The 25,850-nt window shown below is 38.5% G+C and carries 14 protein-coding genes and 3 pseudogenes; 11 read left to right on the forward strand and 6 right to left on the reverse strand.

Going from position 1 to position 25,850, the window contains the following annotated elements; all coding sequences use genetic code 11:
* Window positions 1-290: pseudogene (locus N824_RS33040) on the reverse strand (ABC transporter permease); the annotation flags it as partial.
* Window positions 291-447: 157 nt separating this feature from the next.
* Window positions 448-1,221 (reverse strand): annotated as a pseudogene (locus tag N824_RS11505) (HAD-IIA family hydrolase).
* A 168-nt stretch (window positions 1,222-1,389) separates the two neighbouring features.
* Here N824_RS11505 and N824_RS11510 point away from each other — a divergent pair.
* Window positions 1,390-3,174 (forward strand): glycoside hydrolase family 15 protein, encoded by a 1,785-nt coding sequence (locus N824_RS11510; RefSeq protein WP_048905305.1) that lies wholly within the window; start codon window positions 1,390-1,392, stop codon window positions 3,172-3,174.
* Between the two features lie 4 nt (window positions 3,175-3,178).
* On the opposite strand, the gene N824_RS11515 is transcribed toward N824_RS11510, so the two are convergent.
* Together N824_RS11515 and N824_RS11520 are read right to left on the reverse strand one after the other, a co-directional pair.
* Complete coding sequence (locus N824_RS11515; protein ID WP_048905306.1) at window positions 3,179-5,359, reverse strand: bifunctional alpha,alpha-trehalose-phosphate synthase (UDP-forming)/trehalose-phosphatase; 2,181 nt, start codon at window positions 5,357-5,359, stop codon at window positions 3,179-3,181.
* 44 nt (window positions 5,360-5,403) lie between these two features.
* Window positions 5,404-6,108 carry a FadR/GntR family transcriptional regulator gene (locus N824_RS11520; protein WP_048905307.1) on the reverse strand — a complete coding sequence of 235 codons (705 nt, stop codon included), beginning with the start codon at window positions 6,106-6,108 and terminating at the stop codon, window positions 5,404-5,406.
* A gap of 173 nt (window positions 6,109-6,281) precedes the next feature.
* Between N824_RS11520 and N824_RS11525 the strand changes: the two genes are divergently transcribed.
* The 10 genes from N824_RS11525 to N824_RS11570 all read left to right on the forward strand — a co-directional run bounded on the left by N824_RS11525 (window position 6,282) and on the right by N824_RS11570 (window position 22,422).
* Window positions 6,282-9,737 (forward strand): SusC/RagA family TonB-linked outer membrane protein, encoded by a 3,456-nt coding sequence (locus tag N824_RS11525; protein WP_084498282.1) that lies wholly within the window; start codon window positions 6,282-6,284, stop codon window positions 9,735-9,737.
* 23 nt (window positions 9,738-9,760) lie between these two features.
* A complete protein-coding gene (locus N824_RS11530) occupies window positions 9,761-11,338 on the forward strand; it encodes a RagB/SusD family nutrient uptake outer membrane protein (RefSeq protein ID WP_048905309.1) in 1,578 nt (525 codons plus the stop codon).
* 69 nt (window positions 11,339-11,407) lie between these two features.
* Complete coding sequence (locus tag N824_RS11535) at window positions 11,408-12,337, forward strand: dihydrodipicolinate synthase family protein (RefSeq protein ID WP_048905310.1); 930 nt, start codon at window positions 11,408-11,410, stop codon at window positions 12,335-12,337.
* A 17-nt stretch (window positions 12,338-12,354) separates the two neighbouring features.
* Entirely contained in the window at window positions 12,355-13,530 is a 1,176-nt protein-coding gene (locus N824_RS11540) for a galactose oxidase (protein ID WP_048905311.1), read from the forward strand.
* Between the two features lie 4 nt (window positions 13,531-13,534).
* Window positions 13,535-14,782 carry an MFS transporter gene (locus N824_RS11545; protein ID WP_048905312.1) on the forward strand — a complete coding sequence of 416 codons (1,248 nt, stop codon included), beginning with the start codon at window positions 13,535-13,537 and terminating at the stop codon, window positions 14,780-14,782.
* 33 nt (window positions 14,783-14,815) lie between these two features.
* Complete coding sequence (locus N824_RS11550; RefSeq protein ID WP_048905313.1) at window positions 14,816-16,387, forward strand: sialidase family protein; 1,572 nt, start codon at window positions 14,816-14,818, stop codon at window positions 16,385-16,387.
* 2 nt (window positions 16,388-16,389) lie between these two features.
* Window positions 16,390-18,462, forward strand: coding sequence for a GDSL-type esterase/lipase family protein (locus tag N824_RS11555; protein ID WP_048905314.1), 2,073 nt, complete (start codon window positions 16,390-16,392; stop codon window positions 18,460-18,462).
* An 11-nt stretch (window positions 18,463-18,473) separates the two neighbouring features.
* A complete protein-coding gene (locus tag N824_RS11560) occupies window positions 18,474-19,658 on the forward strand; it encodes an AGE family epimerase/isomerase (RefSeq protein WP_048905315.1) in 1,185 nt (394 codons plus the stop codon).
* Window positions 19,659-19,664: 6 nt separating this feature from the next.
* Complete coding sequence (locus N824_RS11565) at window positions 19,665-21,632, forward strand: beta-N-acetylhexosaminidase (protein WP_048905316.1); 1,968 nt, start codon at window positions 19,665-19,667, stop codon at window positions 21,630-21,632.
* 43 nt (window positions 21,633-21,675) lie between these two features.
* On the forward strand, window positions 21,676-22,422 hold the full coding sequence (locus N824_RS11570; RefSeq protein WP_048905317.1) for a hypothetical protein: 747 nt from the start codon (window positions 21,676-21,678) through the stop codon (window positions 22,420-22,422).
* A 3-nt stretch (window positions 22,423-22,425) separates the two neighbouring features.
* Here the strand turns inward: N824_RS11570 and N824_RS11575 are convergent, their stop codons facing one another.
* Together N824_RS11575 and N824_RS30140 are read right to left on the reverse strand one after the other, a co-directional pair.
* The gene (locus N824_RS11575; protein WP_161662299.1) at window positions 22,426-24,648 is read right to left on the reverse strand and encodes a c-type cytochrome; all 2,223 of its coding nucleotides are present in this window, start codon (window positions 24,646-24,648) and stop codon (window positions 22,426-22,428) included.
* Between the two features lie 40 nt (window positions 24,649-24,688).
* A pseudogene (locus N824_RS30140) lies at window positions 24,689-25,522 on the reverse strand (PVC-type heme-binding CxxCH protein).
* Window positions 25,523-25,850 lie beyond the last annotated feature (328 nt).

The raw sequence follows: 25,850 nt of genomic DNA on the forward strand, positions 1-25,850 counted from the left end.
GGCGAGGTAGCAACTGCTGTTTCCACCTCGGCTATTTCCTTTGCCATGGTTTCGGCCAGAATTCCAGGTGTGCCCTCCACAGTTTGGACTCCATCTGTGAGGTGCTCATTTTGAATTACCTGATAAAGTCTTTCGTTATGAAAGCGATCGATCTGTATTTCGTCGTTTACCCAGAGGTAAATTAGTAAAGTACAGGAAAGCCCTGCACTTAGACCAATCAGATTGATGAAGAAAGAACTTTTGTATCTCTTAAAGTTTCTGTAGATCAGCAGCAAGTGGTGTTTAAGCATAGCCTTGTTATTTAGTGGGTTAATTCAATTGATATGCCAATACGAGGAAACCGAATTTAAGTGGACCAGAGCTGCTTAATAATGTCTTACTGTTCGGTTATGAACAGTTTATGTTCATATTTGGACAAAATAATTAGATACACTAAATACAACTAAGTTACCACCACTTTAGAGGGAAAACAATTTTATCAACCGACCCGACGATCATATCTGGTTTAAAAGCATAACGGCCAAGCTGATTCTGATCAGAAATTCCTGATAACACCAGGATGGTTTTATAACCCATTTGTATGCCTCCCTGTATATCTGTTTCCATAGTATCTCCTATAACTGTTGTTTCTGCAGTTTCCAGACCAAGAAACTTTCGTGCTGAACGCATCATTACAGGGCTAGGCTTGCCAATTACAAATGCCTTTATCCCTGTTGCCTCTTCAATCATGGCTGTTGTGGCAGCAATGCCCAAATTATTCCACCCTGGTTTTTTAGGGGAAGGATCTCTGTTTGTTGTGATGAATTTTGCTCCGGCCAGAATCATGTCTACTGCCTTTTGAACCATTTCCAGGGTAAAGTTTCTTCCTTCACCTAATACCACAAATTCCGGATCAGTATCTACAAGAGTAATTCCATTTTCATGTAAGCTGGTTAATAAACCACCTTCTCCCAGAACATAGGCAGTCCCGTTGGGACTTTGATCGCCAAGGAATTTACCTGTAGCCATAGCACTCGTGTATACGTGTTTTGCGTCTACAGTGATGCCCAGCCTTTTTAGCTTTCTCACAGCATCAAGGCTTGTTCGCTGGCTGTTGTTGGTCATGAAAGCAAAGGGTATATCATTATCGAGAAGGTGCTTTATGAATTTATCGGCTCCAAAAATCATTTCTTCTCCACTGTAGATGWNGYCWTYCNTGTCAATTAAAAGTCCTTGTTTCATCGGTGTTTTTTATTTATAAGAAAAATTGAAATCGTTACTGCTTCAATTCTCTTACCCAAAATTAATAATAATTATCAGTCATAATGCGCTTCAATATTAATTTTAGGAACTAAAAAGAACAATATATAAGTTGTCGTGTTGTTATAATATACACCAATTGAATAATAGATGACAGAAAGACACACATATCAAACGGGAATTATTGGAAATTGCGCTTACCTGGCGCATATAAATAAAAATACTAATGTTGATTGGCTTTGCTGGCCAAGGTTTGACAGCTCTTTCGTTTTTGGCGGATTATTGGATGAAGATAAAGGGGGAGAGTTCTCCATTCAGCCAAGTGGCGAATTTACATCAAGTCAGTTTTATCTGGAAAATACAAATGTGCTTTGCACGGAAATAACCAATGCTGAAGGCAGGTACAGAATCACTGATTTTGCACCCAGATTTTATCAACATGAACGTTATTATAAACCTTTAATGCTGATCAGGAAGATAGAACCTATTGAAGGAAACCCCAGGGTTAGGGTGAAATGTAAACCAGTTTATAATTATGGCTCGATAAAACAAAAAGGGCATCGTGGAAGTAATCATATAGAGTTTAACGGAGCTGATGAAGACATGCAGCTAAGTACCAATATCTCTCTGAGTTATATTGAAGACGAGAAATTTTTTGCCTTAAATGAGCCTAAATACTTAATCTTAACCTATGGACATGAGCTGGATGCTCCTATAGTAAGTACCGCAGAACGATTTTTAAGAGAAACCATTAAATACTGGAGAACATGGATTAAGCACTCAACCATTGCCGGATTTTATCAGCACATGGTGATTCGGTCTGCACTTGTTTTAAAGATCCATCAATATGAAGATACAGGAGCAATAATTGCAGCCAGTACAACAAGTTTACCAGAATCGCCGGGCAGTAAAAGGAACTGGGATTATCGATATTGCTGGATGAGGGATACTTATTACGTAATTACCTCTTTAAATCATATTGGCCATTTCGAAGAAATGGAAAAGTACTTTAATTATATAACAGACATATCTTTTAGAGATGATGTCAGGTATCAGCCATTGTTTGGTATCGCCGGCGAAAGGATACTTACTGAACGGATTCTGAGGAATATTAAAGGATATAAAGGAAATAAACCTGTTAGAGTAGGTAATCAGGCTTATGAGCACATACAAAATGATATTTACGGACAGGTATTGGTTTCTATGCTTCCGCTATATACAGATCATAGGTTTATTTTTAGAGAGCGACAGGATTCTACTCAATGGCTGGATTATCTGCTTGCTAAAATCGAGCGTACCATTGACGAAAAGGATGCGGGTTTGTGGGAGTTCAGAAATATAGCCAATATGCATTGCTATACCAATCTTTTTCAATGGGCGGGCGCCAACGCGGCTTTAAAGATGGCCAAAACGATAGGGAATAAAGAATATGAAGATAGGGCCACAATACTGATTGAGAAAGCAGCAAAGCATATAGAAGATTGTTATGACCCTGTTCGTAAGGTATATACGCATGCAGTTAATAGTCCACATTTAGACGCAAGTACGCTGCAACTTATTTTGATGAACTATCTTGATCCTCAATCTGAAAGAGCCAAAGATCATTTAATTGCATTGGAGAAGGAACTGAAAGCTGAGCGCGGTTTGTTCTACAGGTATTTACATACAGATGATTTTGGTAAGCCTAAAAGTACTTTTCTTATTTGCGCCTTCTGGTACATAGAAGCGCTGGCTTGTGTGGGCAGGGTAGATGATGCAATAAAAGAGTTTGAATCGATTATCAATTATGCCAATCATTTGCTGCTTTTTAGCGAGGACGTCGATGAAAATGATGGAAGCCAGTGGGGTAATTTTCCCCAGGCTTACAGTCATGTCGGGTTGATGAATGCGGCCCATCGTATTGCAATAAAGCTAGACAGGCCGATATTTTTATAATGTTTTAATTAGTAAGAGATCGTAGCATTTCTCTTACTTCTTTAAAATCTCTCAGATAATAACGGGCAGCGGATATATTGCTGCCCACTTTAATAGTATAGGCTTCTGGCGGCAATGCCTTAAATATATCTTCATCGGTATGATCATCGCCCAGCGCAATTATAAAATCTGGATTTTGATTGTATAACCAGTTTTGTGCAGCTTTACCTTTGTTTACTTCTATGTTTTTGAACTCTATAACTTTATTGCCAGGCATCATTTGCAAGCCTTTATCTGCAATGAACAGGCGTAAATGATTTATGATCTCGTTGGCACGCAGTTCGCCCAATCCTTTCTCTACTTTTCTGTAATGCCATACTAACGAATAACTCTTCTCTTCTATAAACGAACCCGGAGTTCTGTCTGTATAGGTATCTAAAACTGCCTTAACCTCTTGTTTCCACTTATCTGTTAATAATGGAAGTGCTTTCCATTCTTCGTTAAGTTGCTTTTGCCATGCACCATGTTCTGCAATCATATCCAGATTTAAATGTCCAAACCATTGTTGTAGGGTTTGATACCTGCGACCACTGATCAGTATTACTCGATTTGCCGGATCAGAACTCAGTTTGTTTAGTATATCATAAAGCTCCTGATCTGGCGAAGCTTTGTCTATATCGCCATGAAAACCCACCAGCGTACCATCGTAATCTAAAAATATGTATCGATCTTTTGATTTTTTATAATCTACCGCAATTTGGTCTTTTACTGGTTGTACTGCGTGTTTTGTTAATAGAGATTCTTGTAACTGTTTTACTTCTTTTAGTTTATCCATAAAATTTTTAACCCACAGGTGGATATTGAACTTTTTAACTATATGTCTCATACTTGACATCCGCGCATTTTGCTCTTCAATAGGCATATCTATTGCCCGTACAATTGCCCGCATAATGTCGCCAATGTTATTAGGGTTAACAATTAATGCATCATTTAATTCTTTTGATGCTCCAGCCATTTCGCTTAAAACTAAAACACCGTCGTTATTTGTACGTGAGGCAACATATTCCTTACTTACCAGATTCATTCCATCGCGCATGGGGGTTACCAGGCAGATGTCGGCGGTGCTGTATAGAGCCGAAAGAAATTCAACAGAAAATGATCTGTAGAAATAATGAATAGGCACCCAATCTATTGTCCTGAACCTTGCATTAATGTTCCCTACCAGCTGATCAATATGATCTCTAAGCTCTTTATACTTCGGAACAGTATCTCTTGATGGCACTACAATCATGTACAGTGCTATCTTTTCTTTGTATTCCGGATGGAGCTGAAGTAATAATTCTAAAGCTTGTAGACGTTGAATAATACCTTTGCTGTAATCTAATCTGTCAATAGTCAGTATTATTTTAAGACCTTTCTGGCTTGCTTTAAATGAAGCTGAGTGCTTAGCTACTTTTGCATGCTTAGTAAGTTCTTCAAATTTATCAGCGTCAATTCCCATCGGAAAGGCTTCTACCACAACTTGTCGGTCCTTGTGAATGATCACGTTATCTGATAACTTGCTGGTTGATAGTCTTGATGCAGCACTTAGGAAGTGCCTTACATCATCAAAGGTATGGAAGCCCAGTAAATCTGCTCCAAGCATACCTGAAATAAGCTCTTCTCTCCAAGGAATCAATCTGAAAATTTCGTATGAGGGAAAAGGTATATGCTGAAAGAAACCGATGGTAACCAAAGGTTTTTCTCTTCTGATAAGACAGGGTAAAAGAAGAAGCTGATAATCGTGTATCCAGATGGTATCCCCGTCATTAACAGCTTCTATTGCTGCATCTTTAAACTTTTCATTTACAGATTTGTACGAATCCCAATAGTCCTGCTCAAAGTTTGCATAGGTGGTAAGGTAGTGAAAAACAGGCCAAAGGATCTCGTTCGAAAACCCTTCGTAGTATAAGTTAATCTCGTCTGTGGTTAGGAAAACAGGAATAAGATTAAGAGAGGCAAGTAGCTTTTTAACCTCTCCTTGCCGCTCTTTTGGTACATCTATACCGGGCCAGCCGATCCAGACATTGTTTCCTTGTTTATAAACGGAACCCAGGCCTGTGGCCAGTCCGCCTTCACTAGATCGAAGTATGTATTCACCGTTTTGTTCTGTAATCTTAACTGGTAAACGGTTTGATAGGATGATTGTTTTGTTATTAGTTAGCATATTCTACTAAAACAACCAAGTTAAAGCCTGATTGTTTTAATAAATTAACTAAAGATCCTTAAGAAATGGTTTTCAAGGTGATTTCTCATACCATTTCTAAATAGTTCAGGTGATCCATTTTCGAGGATATCGACCAGTCCTTTATGAGATACAAATTTTTGAATTTGAGCTGGTTTTTTCAGTAAACCGCTGTTGTGTACATAATCAAAAATAGGTAACAGCATTTTTTGAAATCGTTTTAGCGTCTCATTTCCTGCTATTTCGTAAAGCTTTCCGTGAAATATAATCTCGTGATCTATATGGAATATATGGTCTTTTGCAGTATCAGGCTCAGTTTTTACAATCTCTTTTAGCTCTTCTATATCTTTTGGAGTAACGCGTTGAAAAAGGAGGTCGGCCATTCCTATTTCCAGTACCAGCCTTAATTCAAATATCTCTCTAAGTGTATCCTGATCCAGAATATGAGGATTCATACTTTTGCTCATAATACCGAAGATATCAGGACTGGTAATCACAGAGCCTTTCTTTTTCTTTGTATCTATAAGACCCATCATTCGTAACCTTAAAAGTGCTTCGCGTACAACGGTACGACTTACTCCAAGGCTCCGGGATAGGTCTAATTCTGTAGGTATAATATCACCAACCCTTAATTTCCTTTCTACAAGGAGCTTAACAAGGTTGGCTTCAACTTTATCCACCAGCGAACTGGTATCTAGTTGAATAAGGGATTCAGTAGGGTTAGACGTCATATTATGTTATACATATGTTTTTGTCGGTAGAAACCGCTTAAAATAAAGATTAAGCAGTTATTTCAATACAATGTTAATAAAAATAATGTAAATATTTCTTGCGATATAGAATTATAAGTCACACCTTAGTCTTATTATGTTATACATAATGCTAAAACCTAACCAATAAAACAATGAAAAGACTTTACCAAAAGTACGTTAGTCAAGTCCTGCTAACGTTAATTTTAAGCATAGCCATGCTTACTGTATCAGGCCAAAACATTAAAGTATCTGGACGGGTAGTAGATGCCAAAGGGCAGGGGATACCTATGGCTAGTGTTTTGATTAAAGGAACCAAAATTGGAACCGCCACAAATGAAACTGGCAATTATGCGATTGCTGCAAAAAGCGGTGATGTATTGATAATTAGCTATACCGGATTCATTACCCAACAAATTACAGTGGGAAACCAAAGTACATTAACCATTACGCTTGCAGAAGATACTCAGGGACTGGATGAAGTAGTTGTAGTTGGGTATGGAACGGCTAGCCGCTCTAAAATCACATCATCAATTGCAAAGTTAGATCCAAAAGTGCTGGAAACAGGGATGCGGTCAAATCCGGCTCAGGCTTTGGCGGGAACAATTCCTGGGGTTAGAGTAGCTACTTCAACCGGACGGCCTGGATCTGTTGCAAGCATTACCTTAAGAGGAGGTACAAACTTTGATGGAAGTGGTAGCCCTTTAATTGTTATGGATGGTCAGGTTCGTCCCTCATTCAGTGATATTAACCCAGAGGATATTGAAAGTATGGAAGTATTGAAGGATGCTTCTGCTACTGCTATATATGGAGCAAGAGCTAGTAACGGGGTAATTTTAATTACTACTAAAAGGGGAAAAGCAGGTTTTTCATCAATTACTTTAAAAGGAAAAACTGGTGTTAACTATTTAAATAATCCTTATGAAGTATTAAATGCAAGTGATTATATAACCTGGACACGTTTAGGTGTGGTTGAAGCAATGAGAAATGGGACCTTGGGAACATTTGCTTCTAATAGCGCATTATCTGCTGTAGGGCCAAGAGGAACCGGTAACTTATATAGAGATGCTGCCGCAAATGTTCTTGATGGTAATTACGATAACCGTGCAATTTGGAGTTTGATGCGTTTAACAGATGCGAATAAGGACGTACTTTCATTAAATGATGGTTGGAAAACAATGAAGGATGCAGTTAAAACGAATGCTGCAGGTAACTACGATCCTAATGGCACTTATGCTGATCTACTTTATAAAGATTTTAATTATGGTGATTACGCGTTTAAATCACCTGCTATTTCTCAGGATTACAATATTGGGATGACTGGTGGCAATGATAAAGGAAATTACTACGCAAACCTTGGTTATTACAATGAGGATGGTTTATCGCTGGCTACATTTTACCGCCGCTATAACTTTACGTTAAACGGTGATTATAAAGTTAAAGAATGGTTGAAATCGGAAAGTAATTTGCAATATGCAAGAGCAAACTGGAGAGATCAATCATTGCAAAATGGTGAAGGAAATTTTTGGGGACGTATGCTATTTGCGCCACCTACAATGCGTGGAACAAATAGCAATGGAGATTTTATTCTCGGTAGAGATGCTTCGGATGGTAATCCGGCAATTAATGTAGATAAATATAAAAGATCTAATCAAAGTGATAAATTCACGCTGGGGCAATCGTTTAAGGCCGACATTTTGAAAAATCTTTACATTAAATTAAGTGGTATTGTAATGTATGATCAGAGAGATGCAGAATCATTTAATAAAGATTTCCGCACTGGTTTATTAAGTTTAACAAACCCTAATACGGGTTGGAATAGAGATAGACAAAGTACTGCTAGTACCGATAAGACAATCAGACAAACTTACAATGCGGTTGTTAATTATAAAACCCAGTTTCTTGGAAAAAATAATATTGATGCATTGGCAGGATTTGAGTACTATGATGAATACAATAGGGGTTTTGGAGCAGGAGGAAGACTTGCACCAACTGATGATTTTCAGGATTTAGGCTTAACAGTCAGAGAGGTTTCTGGTGTAGGAGCTAGAGATATTGATTCATATCATTATCGTGAACGTATCATTTCTACTTTTGCAAGAGTCAATTATGATTGGGACGATAAATACCTTGCATCTTTTACAGTTAGAAGAGATGGATACTCAAGGTTAGTTGGCAATAATCAGTTTGGTACTTTTCCGGCCGTATCGGCAGGTTGGTTAGTTCACAAAGAAAACTTCATGAATTCTACAGAAAATTGGCTTTCTATGTTAAAATTAAGGGCTAGTTATGGATTGAATGGAAATATTGGTGAAGTAGGGAGAAGAAGTGACGGAACAGTTAACGTTTATGAGCTGCAAGGTTCTTATGGTGCTCAAACACCGTACAATGGTGTGGTAGGATTTTTACAAACCGGTTTGGCTAATCCAAATCTGAAATGGGAAAAATCAAACACTTTTGAAGGTGGATTAGAGATGGGTTTCTTTAAAAATAGAATTGTTGCATCGGTAGCCGCATATAACAGAATTACAAAAGATAAGATTACCAATATTCTATTACCAGGTTCGTCTGGTGTATCAAATCCTAACGATAATAACAGATCTAGTATTCGTACAAATAATGGAACAATGCAGAATACCGGTGTTGAAATGGATGCAACCTTTAAAGTGGTTCAGAATGAAGATCTAAAAATTCAATTCGGCATAAATGCATCGTGGAACAAAAACAAAATACTTAAACTTCCATTTAATGGCAACGAAAACAACCGCCAGGACGGTCAGCAAATTTTTGATCCGGCAAGTGGAAAGTTAATCTGGGTTGGTGGTTTACAAGAAGGGCAGGAACCTGGCGAACAGTATGGTTTTGTAAGTGACGGTATCATAAGAACTGCTGAAGATTTAGCTTCTTATAATAAAATTGACCTTGCTGCCGGACAGGTATGGTACGGTGCTTCTGCGGGAAAAAAGGTGGCTAGTCAGTCATTAATTAATTCGAAAGCATTAAATCCAAATGCAGCATCTCCAACATTTATTGCTACGCAATTAGGTGATATGAAATGGAAGGATATTGATAAAAATGATACGATTGATACTAGAGACATGGTTTTCTTAGGCCGTAGTATTCCTCGTTGGACTGGTGGATTTAATACTCAGATCAGCTGGAAAGGGATTTCATTATATACTCGTATTGATTTTGCTTTTGGGCACATCCAACAAGATTTCCAGCAGATGTGGACATTAGGATCTATGCAGGGAGAATTTAATGGTACTCAGTTAATAAAAGATACCTGGACACCTAGCAATCCAAATGCGGCATATCCTCGCTATACATGGGCAGATCAATTAAACTCCAAAAATTTTGACAGACCAAGCAGCATGTTCTTTGTGAATTCTGGTTACCTGGCTTTCAGAGAGGTTTCTTTAAGTTATGCCATTCCAAAGAAATTATTGGATAAAGCTAAAATATCTGGTTTGACTTTTACAGCAACGGGACAAAATTTAGGATACATCACCAACAAACAACTTAATTTACCTGAGCGTTCCGGAAATCAAACAAACGCAGCATATACCATTCCAACATCATTAATTTTTGGATTGAACCTAACTTTTTAATGTAAACTATAAAGAACTTTATTATGAAAAAGTATAAATATTTAATCTTAGTGGTCTTTTGTGCTTTAGCCACTATGTCCTGCAAAAAGGCTTTAGACCTTAAAGCAGAAGATAATTTTGGCGATGGAACGTTTTGGCAAAACGAATCTCAGGTAAATAACTTTATGGTTGGTTTACACAAATTATTCAGAGACAATCAATTCCAATTTGAACGTTTGGGAGAGATGAGGGGTGGTAGCTTTAGTAATGTAGACAGGCAGAACACTTCCTTAAACGAATTGCCAATTATACAACAAGATATTAATGAAAACTCTTCGGGTGTTACTAATTGGGCTGGATTTTATGGACCAATCTTTCAATTGAATCTTTTTATTAAGAAAACCGAAGAAATCACTTTTTTAGCGGAAGCTAGTAAGAGCTATCTTTTAGGGCAAGCCTATGCAATGCGTGCTTATTACTATTTTCACTTGCTTCGCACTTATGGCGGTGTGCCCTTAAGATTGGAGCCTGATGCATCAAATCCAAACCCTACAGCTGTTTCTCTTCGTAAAGCAAGATCAACAGAAGCTGAGGTATTGGCTGCAGTGAAAAGTGATGTTGATAAATCAGTATCGCTTTTCGGAAGCGCTGCAAGTCCTGCTGATAAAAGCTTATGGTCTCCAAAGGCAGCTTTAATGTTAAAAGGAGAAGTGTATTTATGGTCTGCAAAAGTTTATAACACAACTGCAGATTTAGCTGCAGCAAAGAGTGCTCTAAATGCTGCGGCAGGACCTACATTGTTGCCAAATTTTGCAAATGTTTTTAACTCTGCTAATAAAAATAACGCAGAAGTGATACTTGCTATCCGTTATAGAGTTGGCGAGGCCGAAATGAATAATGTTGCTTCTTTCACTTACTCAACATTTAACTTTAACGGTGCTCATTATAAAGATTCAACAGTAACAGCTGGCGTAGGCAATTTCCTTGTTGACCCACTTGTATTGGCTCAGCCTAATTCTCAACAGGTTATCCAACGTTATGGCTATACTTTTGAACTTTTCCAATCGTACGATTTAAATGATAGCAGAAGAAATGCCACATTCTATGACTATTACAGAGTTAATACTTCAGCAACACCATATACTGTAACCATAAGAAATACGGCTTTGGTGAAATTTTTAGGTGTTATAGATGCAAACAAAAGGTATTTTACAGACGATTGGACTATTTATCGTGAAGCAGACAGGTTATTAATGTTAGCCGAAATAGCTAACGCCGAGGGTGCCGATCCAACTCCTTATATAAAACCTGTTCGTGATCGCGCTTTTGCAAATGCTGATCCAACTCCTTTTGTTAATGGAGGAAAGGACGCCAATGAATTGGCGATTTTTGCAGAGAGAAGTAAAGAATTTGTTTATGAAGGTAAGCGTTGGTATGACCTTCGCAGAATGAAAATAGGTAATGAACCACTGGTATTTAAAGTGGCAGGTAATAAATATGGAGTTTTAGACAAAGGAACTCAAGGATATAAAATACTTTGGCCAATAGAACCAGCTATCTGGACTAATGATCCATTGGTAAAACAAACACCTGGTTACGCTACGACCAATCCTAATAAATAAATTTCCTTATTAAAACAGAGCATAAGGATTTATCCCCTTATGCTCTAAATATTCTAACTCAACACTTATATGATTTTCGAGAAATTACAAGGCTTAATTGCCGCTCCTTTTACTCCAATGGACACTAATGGAGCTATCAACTTAACTATTATTCCTGATTACTATAGATTTTTAAAACACAATAAAATAACAGGTGCTTTCATCTGCGGATCAACCGGCGAGGGTGTTTCTATGTCTACAGATGAGAAAAAACAAGTAGCGAAAGCCTGGGCCGATTGTACCAATGATGATCCTGATTTTAAAGTGATGTTATTTTTAGGTGGTACAAGTATTACAGATTGTAAAGAACTTGCTTTCTATGCTAAACAGATTGGGCTTTACGCCATTTCGTTTACTGCTCCTTTTTATTTTAAACCTGCAAATGTAGATATGTTGGCTCGGGCTTGTGCAGAAATTGCTGCGGTAGTGCCAGATATGCCTTTCTACTATTATCACATACCAGTACTTACAGGAGTAGGCTTTGCTATGTATGATTTGTTAAAGGCGGTTGATGCTAAAATTGAAAACTTTGCCGGTGTAAAATATACACACGAAGACTTTATGGATTTCTTATCTTGTATGAACTTTAAAGATGGAAAGTACGATATGCTTTGGGGTCGCGATGAGAACATGCTTTCGGCATTAGCGCTGGGAACAAAAGGTGCAGTAGGCAGTACATTTAATTATGCAGCTCCCTTATATTATGATATGATAGATGCTTTTGAGAACCACGACTTAAAAAAAGCCAATTCACTGCAGCAGCAATCTATAGATATGATCAGATTGTTAGGTAAATACGGTGGTATAGCTACAGGAAAAGCTTATATGAAAGTAGTTGGAATAGATTGCGGGGAATTTAGGTTGCCGGTTAAGAATATGGATAGCAATCAGTTTGAACAGTTTAAATCTGATGTAGCAGCGCTTGATTTTAATACTTTTAAATCAAATGCGCCTCATTAGTTTTTAGTAATAGGCTTATGAACAAATACTTATTTTCTTTATCAATCCCTTTTATGCTAATGTTGACTGATGTTTCTGCCCAGGAAACGGCAATAGAGCGAGTGCAATGGTGTACAGCTGCAAAACTGCAAAATGCAGATGGCAGTACTTCATTGGGCTTTGCAGGTGCTGTTAATGCTGTTTTTAATGACGCCCTTTTGGTTGCAGGAGGCGCTAATTTCCCTGATAAAATGCCATGGGAAGGAGGTAAGAAGTACTATTCTGACAACATTCAGATATTGCTTAAGCAAAACGGACGCTTTGTTTGGAGTACAAAAACATCAAAGCTACCGGAACCTATTGCTTATTGTGGCAATACTTCAACAGATTTGGGAGTGGTTTATGCTGGTGGTGAAGGTCAAAGCGGTTTATCTAACAAAGCATTTATCATTACCTGGGATACTCCGGAATTAAATATCGTTGTGAAAAAATTACCCGATTTGCCAATTGCAGTTACTAATACCGGGCTTACCCATATTGGTAATGTGGTTTATCTGGTTGGAGGTGATAAAGAAAAAAAATCATCTGATGCCTTTTATAAGCTCGATCTAAATATTAAAGATTCGGCATGGCAAAAATTACCAAGCCTGCCAGTGCAACTGGCAAACGTCTTGATTGTAGCCCAGGCTGACAAAATTTTTGTAATCGGTGGCCGTACTAAAACACCATCAGGAATTAGCGATTTACACCATACAACTTACGCTTATGACATTGCTGCGGGCGCCTGGCAAAAACTGGCTGATATTTCCGACGGCAAACAAACAACTAATTTTTCTGCCGGAGCAGGAGTTGCTGTAGCTAATAATCTTATTCTGGTTGCAGGTGGTGATAATGGCGAGGTTTTTCACAAAATAGAGAACTACATATCTCAAATAGCTAAGTCGCCATCACAAGAAGAGAAAGATAAGCTTACTTTAGAAAAGAATAAGTTAAGCATTAACCATAAAGGTTTTTATAAAACCCAACTGGTGTATAACACTACTAAAAATACATGGACTAAATTAGGTCAACTGCCTTTTCCTGCACATGTTACCACAACTGCAACTAAATGGGGCAACGATATTGTTTTATCTAACGGAGAAATAAAACCCGGTGTAAGAACACCCTCGGTAATGATAGGCAAAATAGAAACGCTCTTAGTTTCAAAAAACTAATAATATGCTAAAGAAAAACACAAATAATTATGCCTGGGTGCTTGTCGGATTACTGTGGGTAGTGGCATTATTAAATTATATGGACAGACAAATGCTGTCGACAATGAAGCCTGCAATGCAAATTGATATTGCAGAACTACAATCAGCTACCAACTTTGGCTATCTAATGGCAATCTTCCTCTGGATATACGGTTTTATGAGCCCTGTTTCGGGAATTATAGCCGATAAGTTCAATAGAAAATGGCTAATTGTAGGTAGTTTATTTGTTTGGTCGGGAGTTACTTTTTTAATGGGCTATGCCGAAACTTTCAATCAAATCTACTGGTTAAGGGCAATAATGGGCGTTAGCGAAGCACTTTACATTCCTGCAGGATTGTCTTTAATAGCCGATTTTCACTCTCCTAAAACAAGATCTTTGGCAATAGGAATTCACATGACAGGACTGTACATGGGGCAGGCACTAGGCGGTTTTGGAGCCACCATTGCCGACAAATTCTCATGGCAATCTACCTTTCACTGGTTCGGAATAGCAGGTGTTATTTACTCCGTTGTCTTAATCCTTTTTTTAAGAGAGAAAAAGGTAAGTGATGACGAAATGGTATCCGATAAAATTATAATAAGCGCCAAACCCTCACTCTTTAAAGGATTGTGGCTGCTGCTTACCAATATTTCCTTTTGGATTATTCTGTTCTATTTTGCAGTTCCAAGTTTACCAGGCTGGGCGGCAAAAAACTGGTTACCTACATTATTTGCACAAAACTTAAATATTCCGATGGCCACTGCGGGGCCACTGTCAACCATTACAATAGCAGCCTCTTCTTTTCTGGGAGTAATATTCGGAGGTATTTTGTCAGATAAATGGGTGCAGAAAAACATTAAAGGGCGTATTTATACCAGTGCAATTGGTTTGGCATTAACCATTCCATCGTTATTATTACTTGGCTTTGGCCACTCACTCTTTCATGTTGTTGGGGCGGCTATTTGCTTTGGTATAGGCTTTGGAATGTTTGATGCCAACAATATGCCCATTCTTTGTCAATTCGTTTCGGCTAAATACAGGGCAACAGCATACGGATTAATGAATATGACCGGAGTATTTTTCGGTGCTTTTATAACCGATTTGTTAGGCAAATCATCTGATGCCGGTAACCTTGGTAAAGATTTCGCAATGCTTGCCGGAATTGTAGTAATTGCATTAGGTGTTCAACTTTATTTTTTACGCCCAAAACATAACGATTTTGTTGATGCGTAATAGTTTAATGGTTAAATAGAATTATATAAGATAATGATACATAGAAATATAACGAAAGCTGTTTTGGTAATGATTATTGTATTAGGCATTACCTCATGTAGCAAAAAAATATATACAGAAACAGGCGCTAACGCTATAAAAATTAGTGCTGTTTCAACAGAGAACCCAATATTTAAAAGAATGGAGGCAAATGCTTATCTGCGTATTGAGGTAAACATACCCGAAGGGAATACCGAAATTGCTTATAAAACCATTTCCGGATCTGTTAACAAAGAAGCATTAAAAGATATAGCTAAGCTGGAAGTATATCAGAGTAATGAAAAACCTGACTTTAATAGTGCTAAATCAATTGGAAGCACTGTTCCTTCAGGCAATAAATTTGCGATTCCTCTTGATGTAAAGTTAAAACCAGGCACTCATTATTTCTGGCTTAGCGTAGGTTTAAAGAACGAGGCTAATATAGATCACAAATTAAACCTGAAAGCAGAATTCTTTACAGATCTATCTGACTTAGCTTATAAAATTAATCAAAATAAATATACAGCGAAACCACTTGGCATTGCATTGCGTAAGCCTAAAGATGAAAGCGTGCATACCTATCGTATTCCTGGAATCGTTACTACCGACAAAGGCACCCTGATTTCAGTTTACGATATCCGCTATGATCATAATGGTGATCTTCCGGCAAACATAGATGTAGGCATGAGCCGAAGTACTGATGGTGGTCAAACATGGGATGCCATGAAAACCATTATGGACATGGGGCGTGCAGATGAAAACAGTGGTGTAGGTGATCCTTCTGTTTTGTTTGATCCGGTTACCAAAACCATATGGGTTTCAGCTTTATGGAGTAAAGGAAATCGATCTATTGCCGGTTCTGGCCCAGGCCTTACACCAGAAGAAACAGGGCAATTTGTGGTAACCAGCAGTACTGATGATGGACTTACCTGGAGTAAACCTTATAGCATAACTTCACAGATGAAGAATCCGGAATGGAGATTGTTTTTCCCTGGACCGGGAAATGGTATAGCTATGGCTGATGGTAAGATTGTTTTTCCTGCGCAATATTGGGACGCTCAAAAAATGCCGAATTCTACACTGATATATAGCGATGACCATGGTAAAACATGGAAAAGCGGGATCGGTGCAAAATCCAATACCACCGAAAGCCAACTGGTAGAAACCACTCCGGGAACCATCATGCTAAATATGAGAGATAACAGAGGAGGCTTTAGAAGCATCGCAACCACTACCGATATGGGTAAAAGCTGGACAGCGCATTCAACCTCTTATAATACACTTGCAGACCCTGTTTGTATGGGAAGTTTTATTAAAGCAAAAGTTAAGGTTAAAGGGGTACTGAAAGACGTGTTGTTCTTTAGTAATCCAAATGTATCTAAGGCACCAAGAAAAGACATCACCATTAAAGCTAGCTTGGATATGGGCGAAACCTGGATGCCTGCCAATCAATTCTTAATTGATGAACGTGATTCTTTTGGATATTCTGCGCTTACTAAAATCGACGACAATACCATCGGTATTTTGTACGAAGGCATAAGCAGTTTATTATTTGTAAGGATTCCGGTAAGCGATATCATTAAATAATTATGTTCAGGAAAAGGTCAATATTGCTATTCGTATTCCTATGGTCACTTAGGTTAACCTCATACAGTCAGGAGGTACGCGTTGCCTGTATTGGTAATTCAGTAACTTTTGGCGCCGGTCTCAAAAATCCTGTAAAAGAATCTTATCCTTCGGTATTACAGGATTTACTTGGGCAAAAGTATGAGGTTAAAAACTTTGGTTTAAGCGGAGTTACACTTTTAAAGAAGGGACACAGACCTTATTATAAAACAAAACAGTTTCAGGATGCTATGTCTTTTAAACCTGATATTGCAATTGTACACCTTGGCTTAAACGATACCGATCCCAGGGATTGGCCTGAATTTAAAGGAGATTTCAAGTCAGACTATTCATGGCTATTGGACACGCTTAAAAAACAAAACCCAAATGTAAAGCTATTCATATGCAAACTTACGCCGATTTTTAATGGACATCCAAGGTTTAAATCTGGTACGCGCGATTGGTATTGGCAAATTCAGGAACAAATCATTGAAATAGCCCAGGCTAATAAGACCAGCTTAATTGATCTGACATCGGCTTTATATAATAGACCCGATTTATTTGCTGATAATCTGCATCCCGATAAGGAGGGGGCAGCCATCATCGCAAAAACTGTTTATAGTAGTCTTATCGGCAATTATGGTGGACTTAAACTTCCAGAGATCTTTACAGATCATATGGTGCTCCAACGCAATAAGCCTATAAGTATATACGGCACAGCAGATAGCAATGAACAGATAACAGTCCTGTTTAATCATAAACAGCTCACAGCAGTAGCCGATAGTTATGGTAAATGGAAAGTTCAGTTTCCTGAAATGTCACATGGCGGACCGTATGAGTTAAGTGTACAATCAGGAAATAAAACCATTTCTTTAACCGATATTCTTATTGGCGATGTTTGGCTATGTTCAGGGCAGTCAAATATGTCATTTACCTTAAGTGCTGCTAAAACAGGGAAAGCAGAACTTGCTCAAATAAAGTCCAATAAGATAAGATTATTTAAATTTAATCAATACGCAGAAACAAATGATACCCCATGGGATACCAGAACTCTGGAACAGGTTAATGCGCTTAAATACTTTTCAGGAAGCTGGGCACCAACCACTTCAGAAACAGCTGCCGGCTTTTCTGCAGTTGGGTACTATTTCGGTAAAAAAGTAGCAGAAGAATCAGGAGTACCCATTGGTTTAATACAACTTGCCGTGGGTGGTTCAACTATAGAATCATGGATCGACAGGTATACTATGGAACACGATGAACAGCTTGTTGATGTGCTTACAGATTGGCGAAAATCTGATTTTATACAGGAGTGGGCAAGAGGTCGTGCAGATGTTAATCTTAAAGAAGCATCAAATCCAAAACAACGCCATCCATACGAGCCAATTTACAATTACGAGGCAGGCGTAGCCAAGCTAACTCAATTCCCTATAAAGGGTGTAATTTGGTATCAGGGCGAGAGCAATGCCCAAAATGTAGATTTATATAAACACACATTTCCGGTATTGGTGAACAGCTGGCGCAAAAAATGGCGTTATGAGTTTCCGTTTTATTATGTGCAGCTTTCAAGCATAGATCGCCAGTCATGGCCTTATTTCAGAGATGCCCAGCGCAAATTACTGAAGGTAATTCCAAATAGCGGTATGGCTGTAAGTTCTGATGTTGGAGATTCTTTAAACGTTCATCCAAACAAAAAAATGGAAGTTGGGCAACGGCTTGCACTTTTGGCGCTTAAAAACACTTATCATAAACTTATAATTGCAAACGGCCCTATTATTTCAAGTGTCAAAGCAGAAAAGAACAATATCTTACTTTCATTTACTGAGGCTAAAAAACTTTCTACACGAGGCGGAGGACCTTTAATTGGTTTTCAGTTCGTAAACATAAAAGGATATCGAATTACTGCAAAAGCCACCATCATTAACAATAAGGTGGTTTTAAAGATTCCAAAGGGCGAAACCATAAAAGAAGTAGTATATGCTTGGGAACCCTTCACCAGGGCCAATCTGGTTAATGAGGCAGGTTTGCCAGCTTCAACTTTTTCAATTCCATTAAACTAAAATATTTCAAAATGAGTTATACTGTACAAGATTTACAGAACCTTAAAACATTCTATCATAATCAGTTATTAAACGATACCGTTCCCTTTTGGTTTCCCAGATCTATAGATACTGAGCATGGTGGTTATCTGTTAATGCGGGATCAGGATGGTAGTTTGATTGACGATGATAAAGCCGTTTGGATACAAGGCAGGGCTGCATGGTTGCTATCAACCTTATACAATACCGTAGAACAAAAACAGGAATGGTTAGATGGAGCTAAATCAGGAATAGATTTTTTAAATAATCATTGTTTTGATACTGATGGGCAAATGTTTTTTCATGTAACGCGCGATGGGCAGCCTATCCGTAAACGCCGTTATTATTTTTCTGAAACCTTTGCCGTGATTGCCAATGCTGCCTATGCGAAAGCCAGTGGCGATGAAGCTGCTGCGGCCAAAGCCAGATATTTGTTTGGTAAATGTATTGAGTACTCAACTACACCAGGCTTATTTCCTGCAAAGTTTACCGGCACAAGACCAACAAAAGGAATCGGTGTTCCAATGATTATGATGAACACTGCACAGCAATTACGCGAAACAATTGGCGATCCTCGTTGTAATGAGTGGATTGATACGTGGATCAAAGAAATCGAAACCTTTTTTGTTAAAGATGATATTCAGTGTGTTATGGAGCAAGTAGCTCCTGATGGGAGTATAGTTGATCATATTGATGGAAGAACCTTAAACCCAGGCCATGCAATTGAAGGTGCATGGTTCATATTACATGAGGCTAAATACAGAAATAACGATCCTCATTTAATAAAGCTAGGCTGCAAAATGCTCGATTATATGTGGGAACGAGGATGGGATAAAGAGCATGGGGGCATCTTGTATTTTAGAGATGTATATAACAAACCCGTTCAGGAATACTGGCAGGACATGAAGTTTTGGTGGCCCCATAATGAAGTGATTATAGCTACACTGTTGGCATACACCATAACCGGCGATGAGAAATATGCTAAATGGCATAAAATGGTTAACGATTATGCATATCAGCATTTCCATGATCCAAAAAATGGTGAATGGTTTGGGTATTTGCACCGCAATGGTAGTTTGGCCCAAACAGCCAAAGGAAACTTATTTAAAGGGCCATTTCATTTACCCAGACAGGAATGGTATTGTCTATCTTTATTAAATGAATATTTAAAATCATAAATCGATATGATTAAAAAATTGCTGATACTTCTGCTGGCCTTAAACATAAATGCAGCGGCACAAACAACTGCAAAACTATTAAATGAGAAGCCAGCGTTAATTCCAATGCCTCAGCAAATTGAATGGAAAAAGGAGCAGTTTGCACTTAAGAATTATCAAGGAATAGTGGTTAAAAATGCTTCTTTACAAAAAGAAGCAGAGCTATTACAAAAGCAATTAAAGGAACTCGGCCTAATAATTCCAATTAAAAAAGGTACTGCTGCAAATGAGCCCAGCATTATCTTAGAATTGGGAAAGGTAAATATTCCCAATTCTACCACGGAAGCATATACAATCAGCATCACTGCCCGTGCAATAACAATTACCGGTGCAGGTAAGGCAGGTGTGTTCTATGGTCTGCAAACATTAAAACAAATAATTGATGCCGACAAAAATGTAACGGCTTGCAACATTACAGACTGGCCTTCTTTCTCGTGGCGGGGCTATATGATTGATGCCGGCAGGAATTATCAACCTATGGATTTGCTTAAGCAGCAAATTGATGTTATTGCAGCATATAAACTCAATATATTTCATTTTCATTTCACAGAAGATATTGCATGGCGATTAGAAAGTAAGCTATATCCACAGCTCACCGCTCCCGAAACCATGCTCAGGAATAAAGGCAAGTTTTATACCCAAAACGATCTTAAGGAATTGATAAGTTACTGCAAAGCGCGTTATATAACATTACTTCCAGAAATAGATATGCCAGGGCACAGTGCTGCATTTAAAAGGGCGCTGAAAACAGATATGCAAAGCGATACCGGGTTGGCTATTGTAAAGAACATCTTAAAGGAATTTTGCGATACTTTTGATGTTCCTTACCTGCATATAGGAGCAGATGAGGTAAAGATCACCAATAAAAATTTTCTGCCCGAAGTAATCTCTTTGGTTGAAAAACAGGGTAAAAAAGTAATAGGATGGGAGCCGGGGGGCGAGTTTACAGAAAGCACGATCAGGCAGTTATGGATGGAAGACGCTACAAAAGTTAGCGCTAACCCTAAAGTAAAATACATCGACTCGCGCCATTTATACATTAATCACATGGATCCTCAGGAAAGCGTGGTGTCTATTTTTAAAGGTAAAATTGCCAATCTGGACAAAGGAAATGATGCAGCCTTAGGTGGCACCCTTTGTGTATGGCCCGACAGAAGAGTGAGCAAGCCCGAAGATGTATTTATGCAAACGGCTGTATACCCTGCCATATTGACCTTTGCCGAAAGGAGCTGGCGTGGTGGCGGGCAGCCAGATTGGTTAACCTATGTTGGGTTAGACGGTTCAGCAGAAGTTAAGGTATTCAAAGAATTTGAACACCGTTTAATAAAGCATAAAAACCGCTACTTCTCAAAAATGCCGTTTCCATATCAGCCACAAGCACATTTGAAATGGAAGTTCTACGGACCTTTCAATAATCAAGGTGATCTTACCAAACAATTCTATCCAGAAGAAACAAAAGATATTGATACCAGTAAAGCAGCTCTAACTGCTGTAGGTGGCACCTTTATTTTAAGGCACTGGTGGGGGGATTTAGTGAAAGGTCTTTTGGAGAAACCTGAGGAAAACACTACCTGGTATGCTACTACTAAAATTTGGAGTGATAACGACCAATTGCAAAACTTCTGGATTGGCTTTAACAACATCTCCAGATCTTACGGATCAGACTCTCCTGATAAGGGAACCTGGGACAATAGGAAAAGCAAGGTATCGATTAATGGTAAACTCATCCCACCACCACTATGGAAACAGGCAGGAGCCAAGGGTAATCTGGAATTGCCCCTTATTGACGAAGGATATGAATACCGCGAACCCACAAAAGTTCAATTAAAAAAAGGCTGGAATACCATACTTGTTAAATTACCTGTAGGCTCTTTTAAGGGTAAAGATTGGCAAAATCCAGAAAAATGGATGTTTACAGTTGTACCTTGGCTTTAAATTTGATAGTCTCAGCAGTATTACACAAAAGGTGATTCTCTGTATGATTAAAAACTACAAACTTCTATTATATCTATCCCTAATATTTCTTAGTTCTTGTTCTTCTGTTTATATGCCAAATGTTCCCAATACACCAATGTTGAGCCAAAAAGGAGAGTTTAGCGGTGGTGGTCACATCTCTTTTCGTGGCAATGCAAGTTTAAATGGCGCGTATGCAGTTTCTGATCATTTTGGTGTACTGTTTAGCGGGGCATATATGAATAGTGAAAAGCACAGCAAAGATTTTAGACATAAATTATTAGAAGTTGGTGGCGGATATTTCAACACCTTCGGCCCTGATAATAACAGGATATTAGAGATCTATGCCGGTTACGGTGGCGGAAAAACAAATAGGGCATTCAGGACATTTGATGATAATGACATCCTAACCAATACTGACCTCGAAGAAATCACCTACAACAAAACATTTATCCAGGTAAATTACAGTTCCAAGAAAAGCAATAACCTGCGTTTATTTGGCACAGACTTTCCTATAAACTACGGAACAGCATTACGCATCAGCAGTGTGCAAATGAAAACATTTATGCGCAATTCAATAGGTCAGGTCAGAGAAGGCAATACCTTTTTAGAGCCAATTTTCTTTACCAGGATGCGCTTAAGTGATGCCGTACAGTTGCAGTATACATCAAGCGGTAACTTTGGACTAAATAGCCGCAAATTTATGAGCGCCGGTAATTCAATATTTACCATTGGCGCTGTAATAAATGTTGGCGGCAAAAAGTCTAAATAATAGCTATTGCTCTTTTTTCTTTAACGTCGATAGGTATTCAAGTAGATCAGAAAACTCCTGCTTTGTCATGCTTTCATGCAACCCGTCGGGCATCATTGAGCCCGGAACTTCTTTTATCGAATTAACATTCGCTGATTTTAGTTTCTGACTGGCCCCACCAGGGTATTTCAATTGAATATCAGATTCGGTTCTGCTGGCAACAATACCTACAAGACTGGAGCCATCTTTCATATCCAATTGTGAGGTTTCATAACCAAAGCTAACCCCTGCCGATGGCCTTACAATAGCGTCAAAAAGCCCCTCTTTTGGTAGTTTAGCGCCAATTTCAGATAAGTTTGGTCCAAAGTCTAATCCTTGTCCATTTGCTTTATGGCATATAAAACAGGCCTTGTTAAAAACAGCTTTTCCCTTTAATGCATTTCCTTTAAAAGCAATAATCTCGTTAAAAGTTACCATGGTACTTTTTTTTGCTTCATCTGCATTTGAATCTGGTAAATAAGTTTTTGCTTCCTCATACAATCCCTTAACCCCAGATCCGCTTACACCTTTTACAGCAAAAGGAATTAAATCTGCAGCAAAAGCCTTGGTTTTTAGCATTTCCAGGACTTTGGTTTGCCCAATCCGGCTTTTTCCCATCATTTCAGCAGCTTTCTGACGTAACGATTTATCATAAGATGAACTTGCTACCGCACCAGAAAGTATACCAATAGATTCTTTATTACCAACAGCACCAAGTGCTTCAAAAATAGGGGCTGTTTTATTGATGTCTTTATTTTTAATTACCTCTTTAATACGTTCAGTATCTTTAAGCTCAATTAAAAGTCTTGCAGCATCAACGCCAACAGAATTATTTCCATTGGCAATTACCATCTCTAATAATTTAGCACCTTCTGTTTTAATCTGATATTTGGCAACCAGATTTAGGTATTCTGATGTTCCCGATTTTGAGTCGAGCACTTTCTTTAAGGCATTTAATGATAAGGGAGAACTTGTTACCTCTTTAGCATCCATTAAGCTAAGTATAATGGATGATGTTGATAGGTCGGTGTTTTTATCCAACATCGACAGTAAAGTCTTAGTTTTTTGAGGGCCTTCAATAAAATCAAATGCACGGAAATACCTAAGTCTTTTATCTAATGGAGTGCTTTGATCGGATGCTAATTTTTCAAGAAAGGGTAGGGCTAATGCCGTTCTCGATCGCCAGATAACATCTTTTCCTCCTGCACTAGACAATGGATCTTTTGTTTCTTTTAAATATGCCGCCAGATAGGTATCCCATTGCTTATCTGCGCCTATACCTAAGGCCTCCAGGTACCATCTGTCAGTTCCGTTGTGTTTCATAGCCAGCTTAGCCCAAAGTTCCGCTGCTTCGGCTGTCTTATTATGTCTTAGCGTTATCGCACACTCCCTTAAAACCTCCATATTAGAATCATTCACCAATTGCTTTACATAATCAATTGGATTTAACTTCGTTTGTCTGGCAGCTCTTAAAGCAGTAATACGGATGTCCGGATTTTTATCATTAGCGGCCTCATCTAAATATTTCTTTGAATCAGATGATTTAGATAGAATCCATAATGCCCTGGCCCTCATGCGCTGATTGGTTGTTGAGCGCCATAGCTTGTTCAAGACAGGGATGGCTTTTTTATCCATTTCTACTAGAGCTAAATAAGCATGCCTGCGCACCGCTAAATTCGGATTTTGTAATGCCTCAATAGCACCTTTAGGTGTGCTATAATTAAATATCGGAGCAGTATATTTTGATGCAAGGGCATTAGGGGCAACCCTGTAAATACGCCCGCGCTCCAGGTCACCAACTCTGTGTCCGCCAACTCCCGGATCATACCAGTCTGCAACAATTAAAGAGCCATCAGGAGCTATACAAACATCTGCCGGACGGAACCACTGATCTCTGTCATTGTTTAATATATTAATGATTTCTGCAGTATAGCCAGCCCCGTTTTTCTTTACAGGATATGACCTTACAACGTTATGTCCGGGTTCCGAATGAATCATTTGGTTGTGAAACTGAGGAGGTAATAACGAACCTTCATAAATAAGTATTCCAGTCGGAGATCCCGAGCCTGTTTGCAAAAGATTTGGAACTACACCCGGGTCGTTTAGGTGCCAGTGACGTAGCGGAATAGAATCTTCCATGTTAACACGTTCTGAAGGCCAGTATGCGCCTGTCATTTCGTCCTTAAAACCGAAATTACCATGCTCCATTACATAGTTAATCCGAACACCTTTATTGCCGTCATCATCATTAWSANCKKWGMYMRRMMGWGCSWYRWSTAKSAACTGCAACCTCAAAAGGATTTCTAAAATTGTGTCCAATAACCTCCACATTAGATCCATCCGGGTCACACCTAAATACCATACCTTCCTTATACTTTTTAGGGCCAATTTCGTCACCATCCTGATCAAGTACTGTCTTGTTATTTTTATCCTTTAATGTTTGCCCCATATTTCCAAAATTGAAATATAGTTTGCCATCCGGACCAAAAGTAAAGGTATGGATACCGTGGTCATGCTGTTCGCCGCCAATCCCCTGAAATAGGATTTCTTTACGATCGGCCTTATCATCACCATCATCATCATAAAAGGCCCACACATATGGGCTTTGCGAAACAATAACCCTGTTGCCCAATACGCAGATACCTAATGGCGCATTAATTTCAGCTCCCTGATAAAATGTTTTACTAGTTTCCAGATGTCCGTCGCCATCCTTATCCTCTAATATTAAAATCCTGTCACCTTCTGGTTTGGGTTTATTATTGTTGATCTCGAATCTGTAATTATAGGCTTCGGTTACCCAAACCCGTCCTTTTTCATCAACATCAATATTAGTTGGGTTTATTAATGTGGGCTCAGTTGCCATGGTTTGAACATGCAAGCCCGGAAATGTACGCAGACCAGCCAGACTATTGCCGGGAAGGTGTTTTGTTGATTCTGTTAAAGGAGAATCAACTTGTACCTTTAAGCCTGATCTCTGTTCACTAACAGGCGGAGTACATGTTTTTAAAAGCAATACAGGTTGAAATAGGACAAAAATAATCTTGGTAGCGAATAGGGAGGTTCTGGTAAAATTAATAGCCATTCTTTTACGGTTTAAAGCGAAATATTTTTCAAATATGAATTAACTGATTTAAATAGATCGCAGCATATTTGGTAAACGAATTTATAAAAAAGATCTAATAAAGCAATCGATTGCTTAAATTTTATTTAATTGAAAGTATAGCTAAGTTTTTTTAACTAAAAAGGGCTGTATCATATTATGATACAGCCCTTTTTAGTTAACCACCCGTCATCCTGAATTTATTTCAGGATCTTGAATAAGAAAGACCACCTTGCATGTCCGGGATCCTGAAATAAATTCACTGTTGTCCGGAAAAAAATATGGGCTAGCTGTTAAGCTAGCCCTTTGT

The organism is Pedobacter sp. V48 (assembly GCF_000523515.1).
Classification (GTDB): Bacteria; Bacteroidota; Bacteroidia; order Sphingobacteriales; family Sphingobacteriaceae; genus Pedobacter.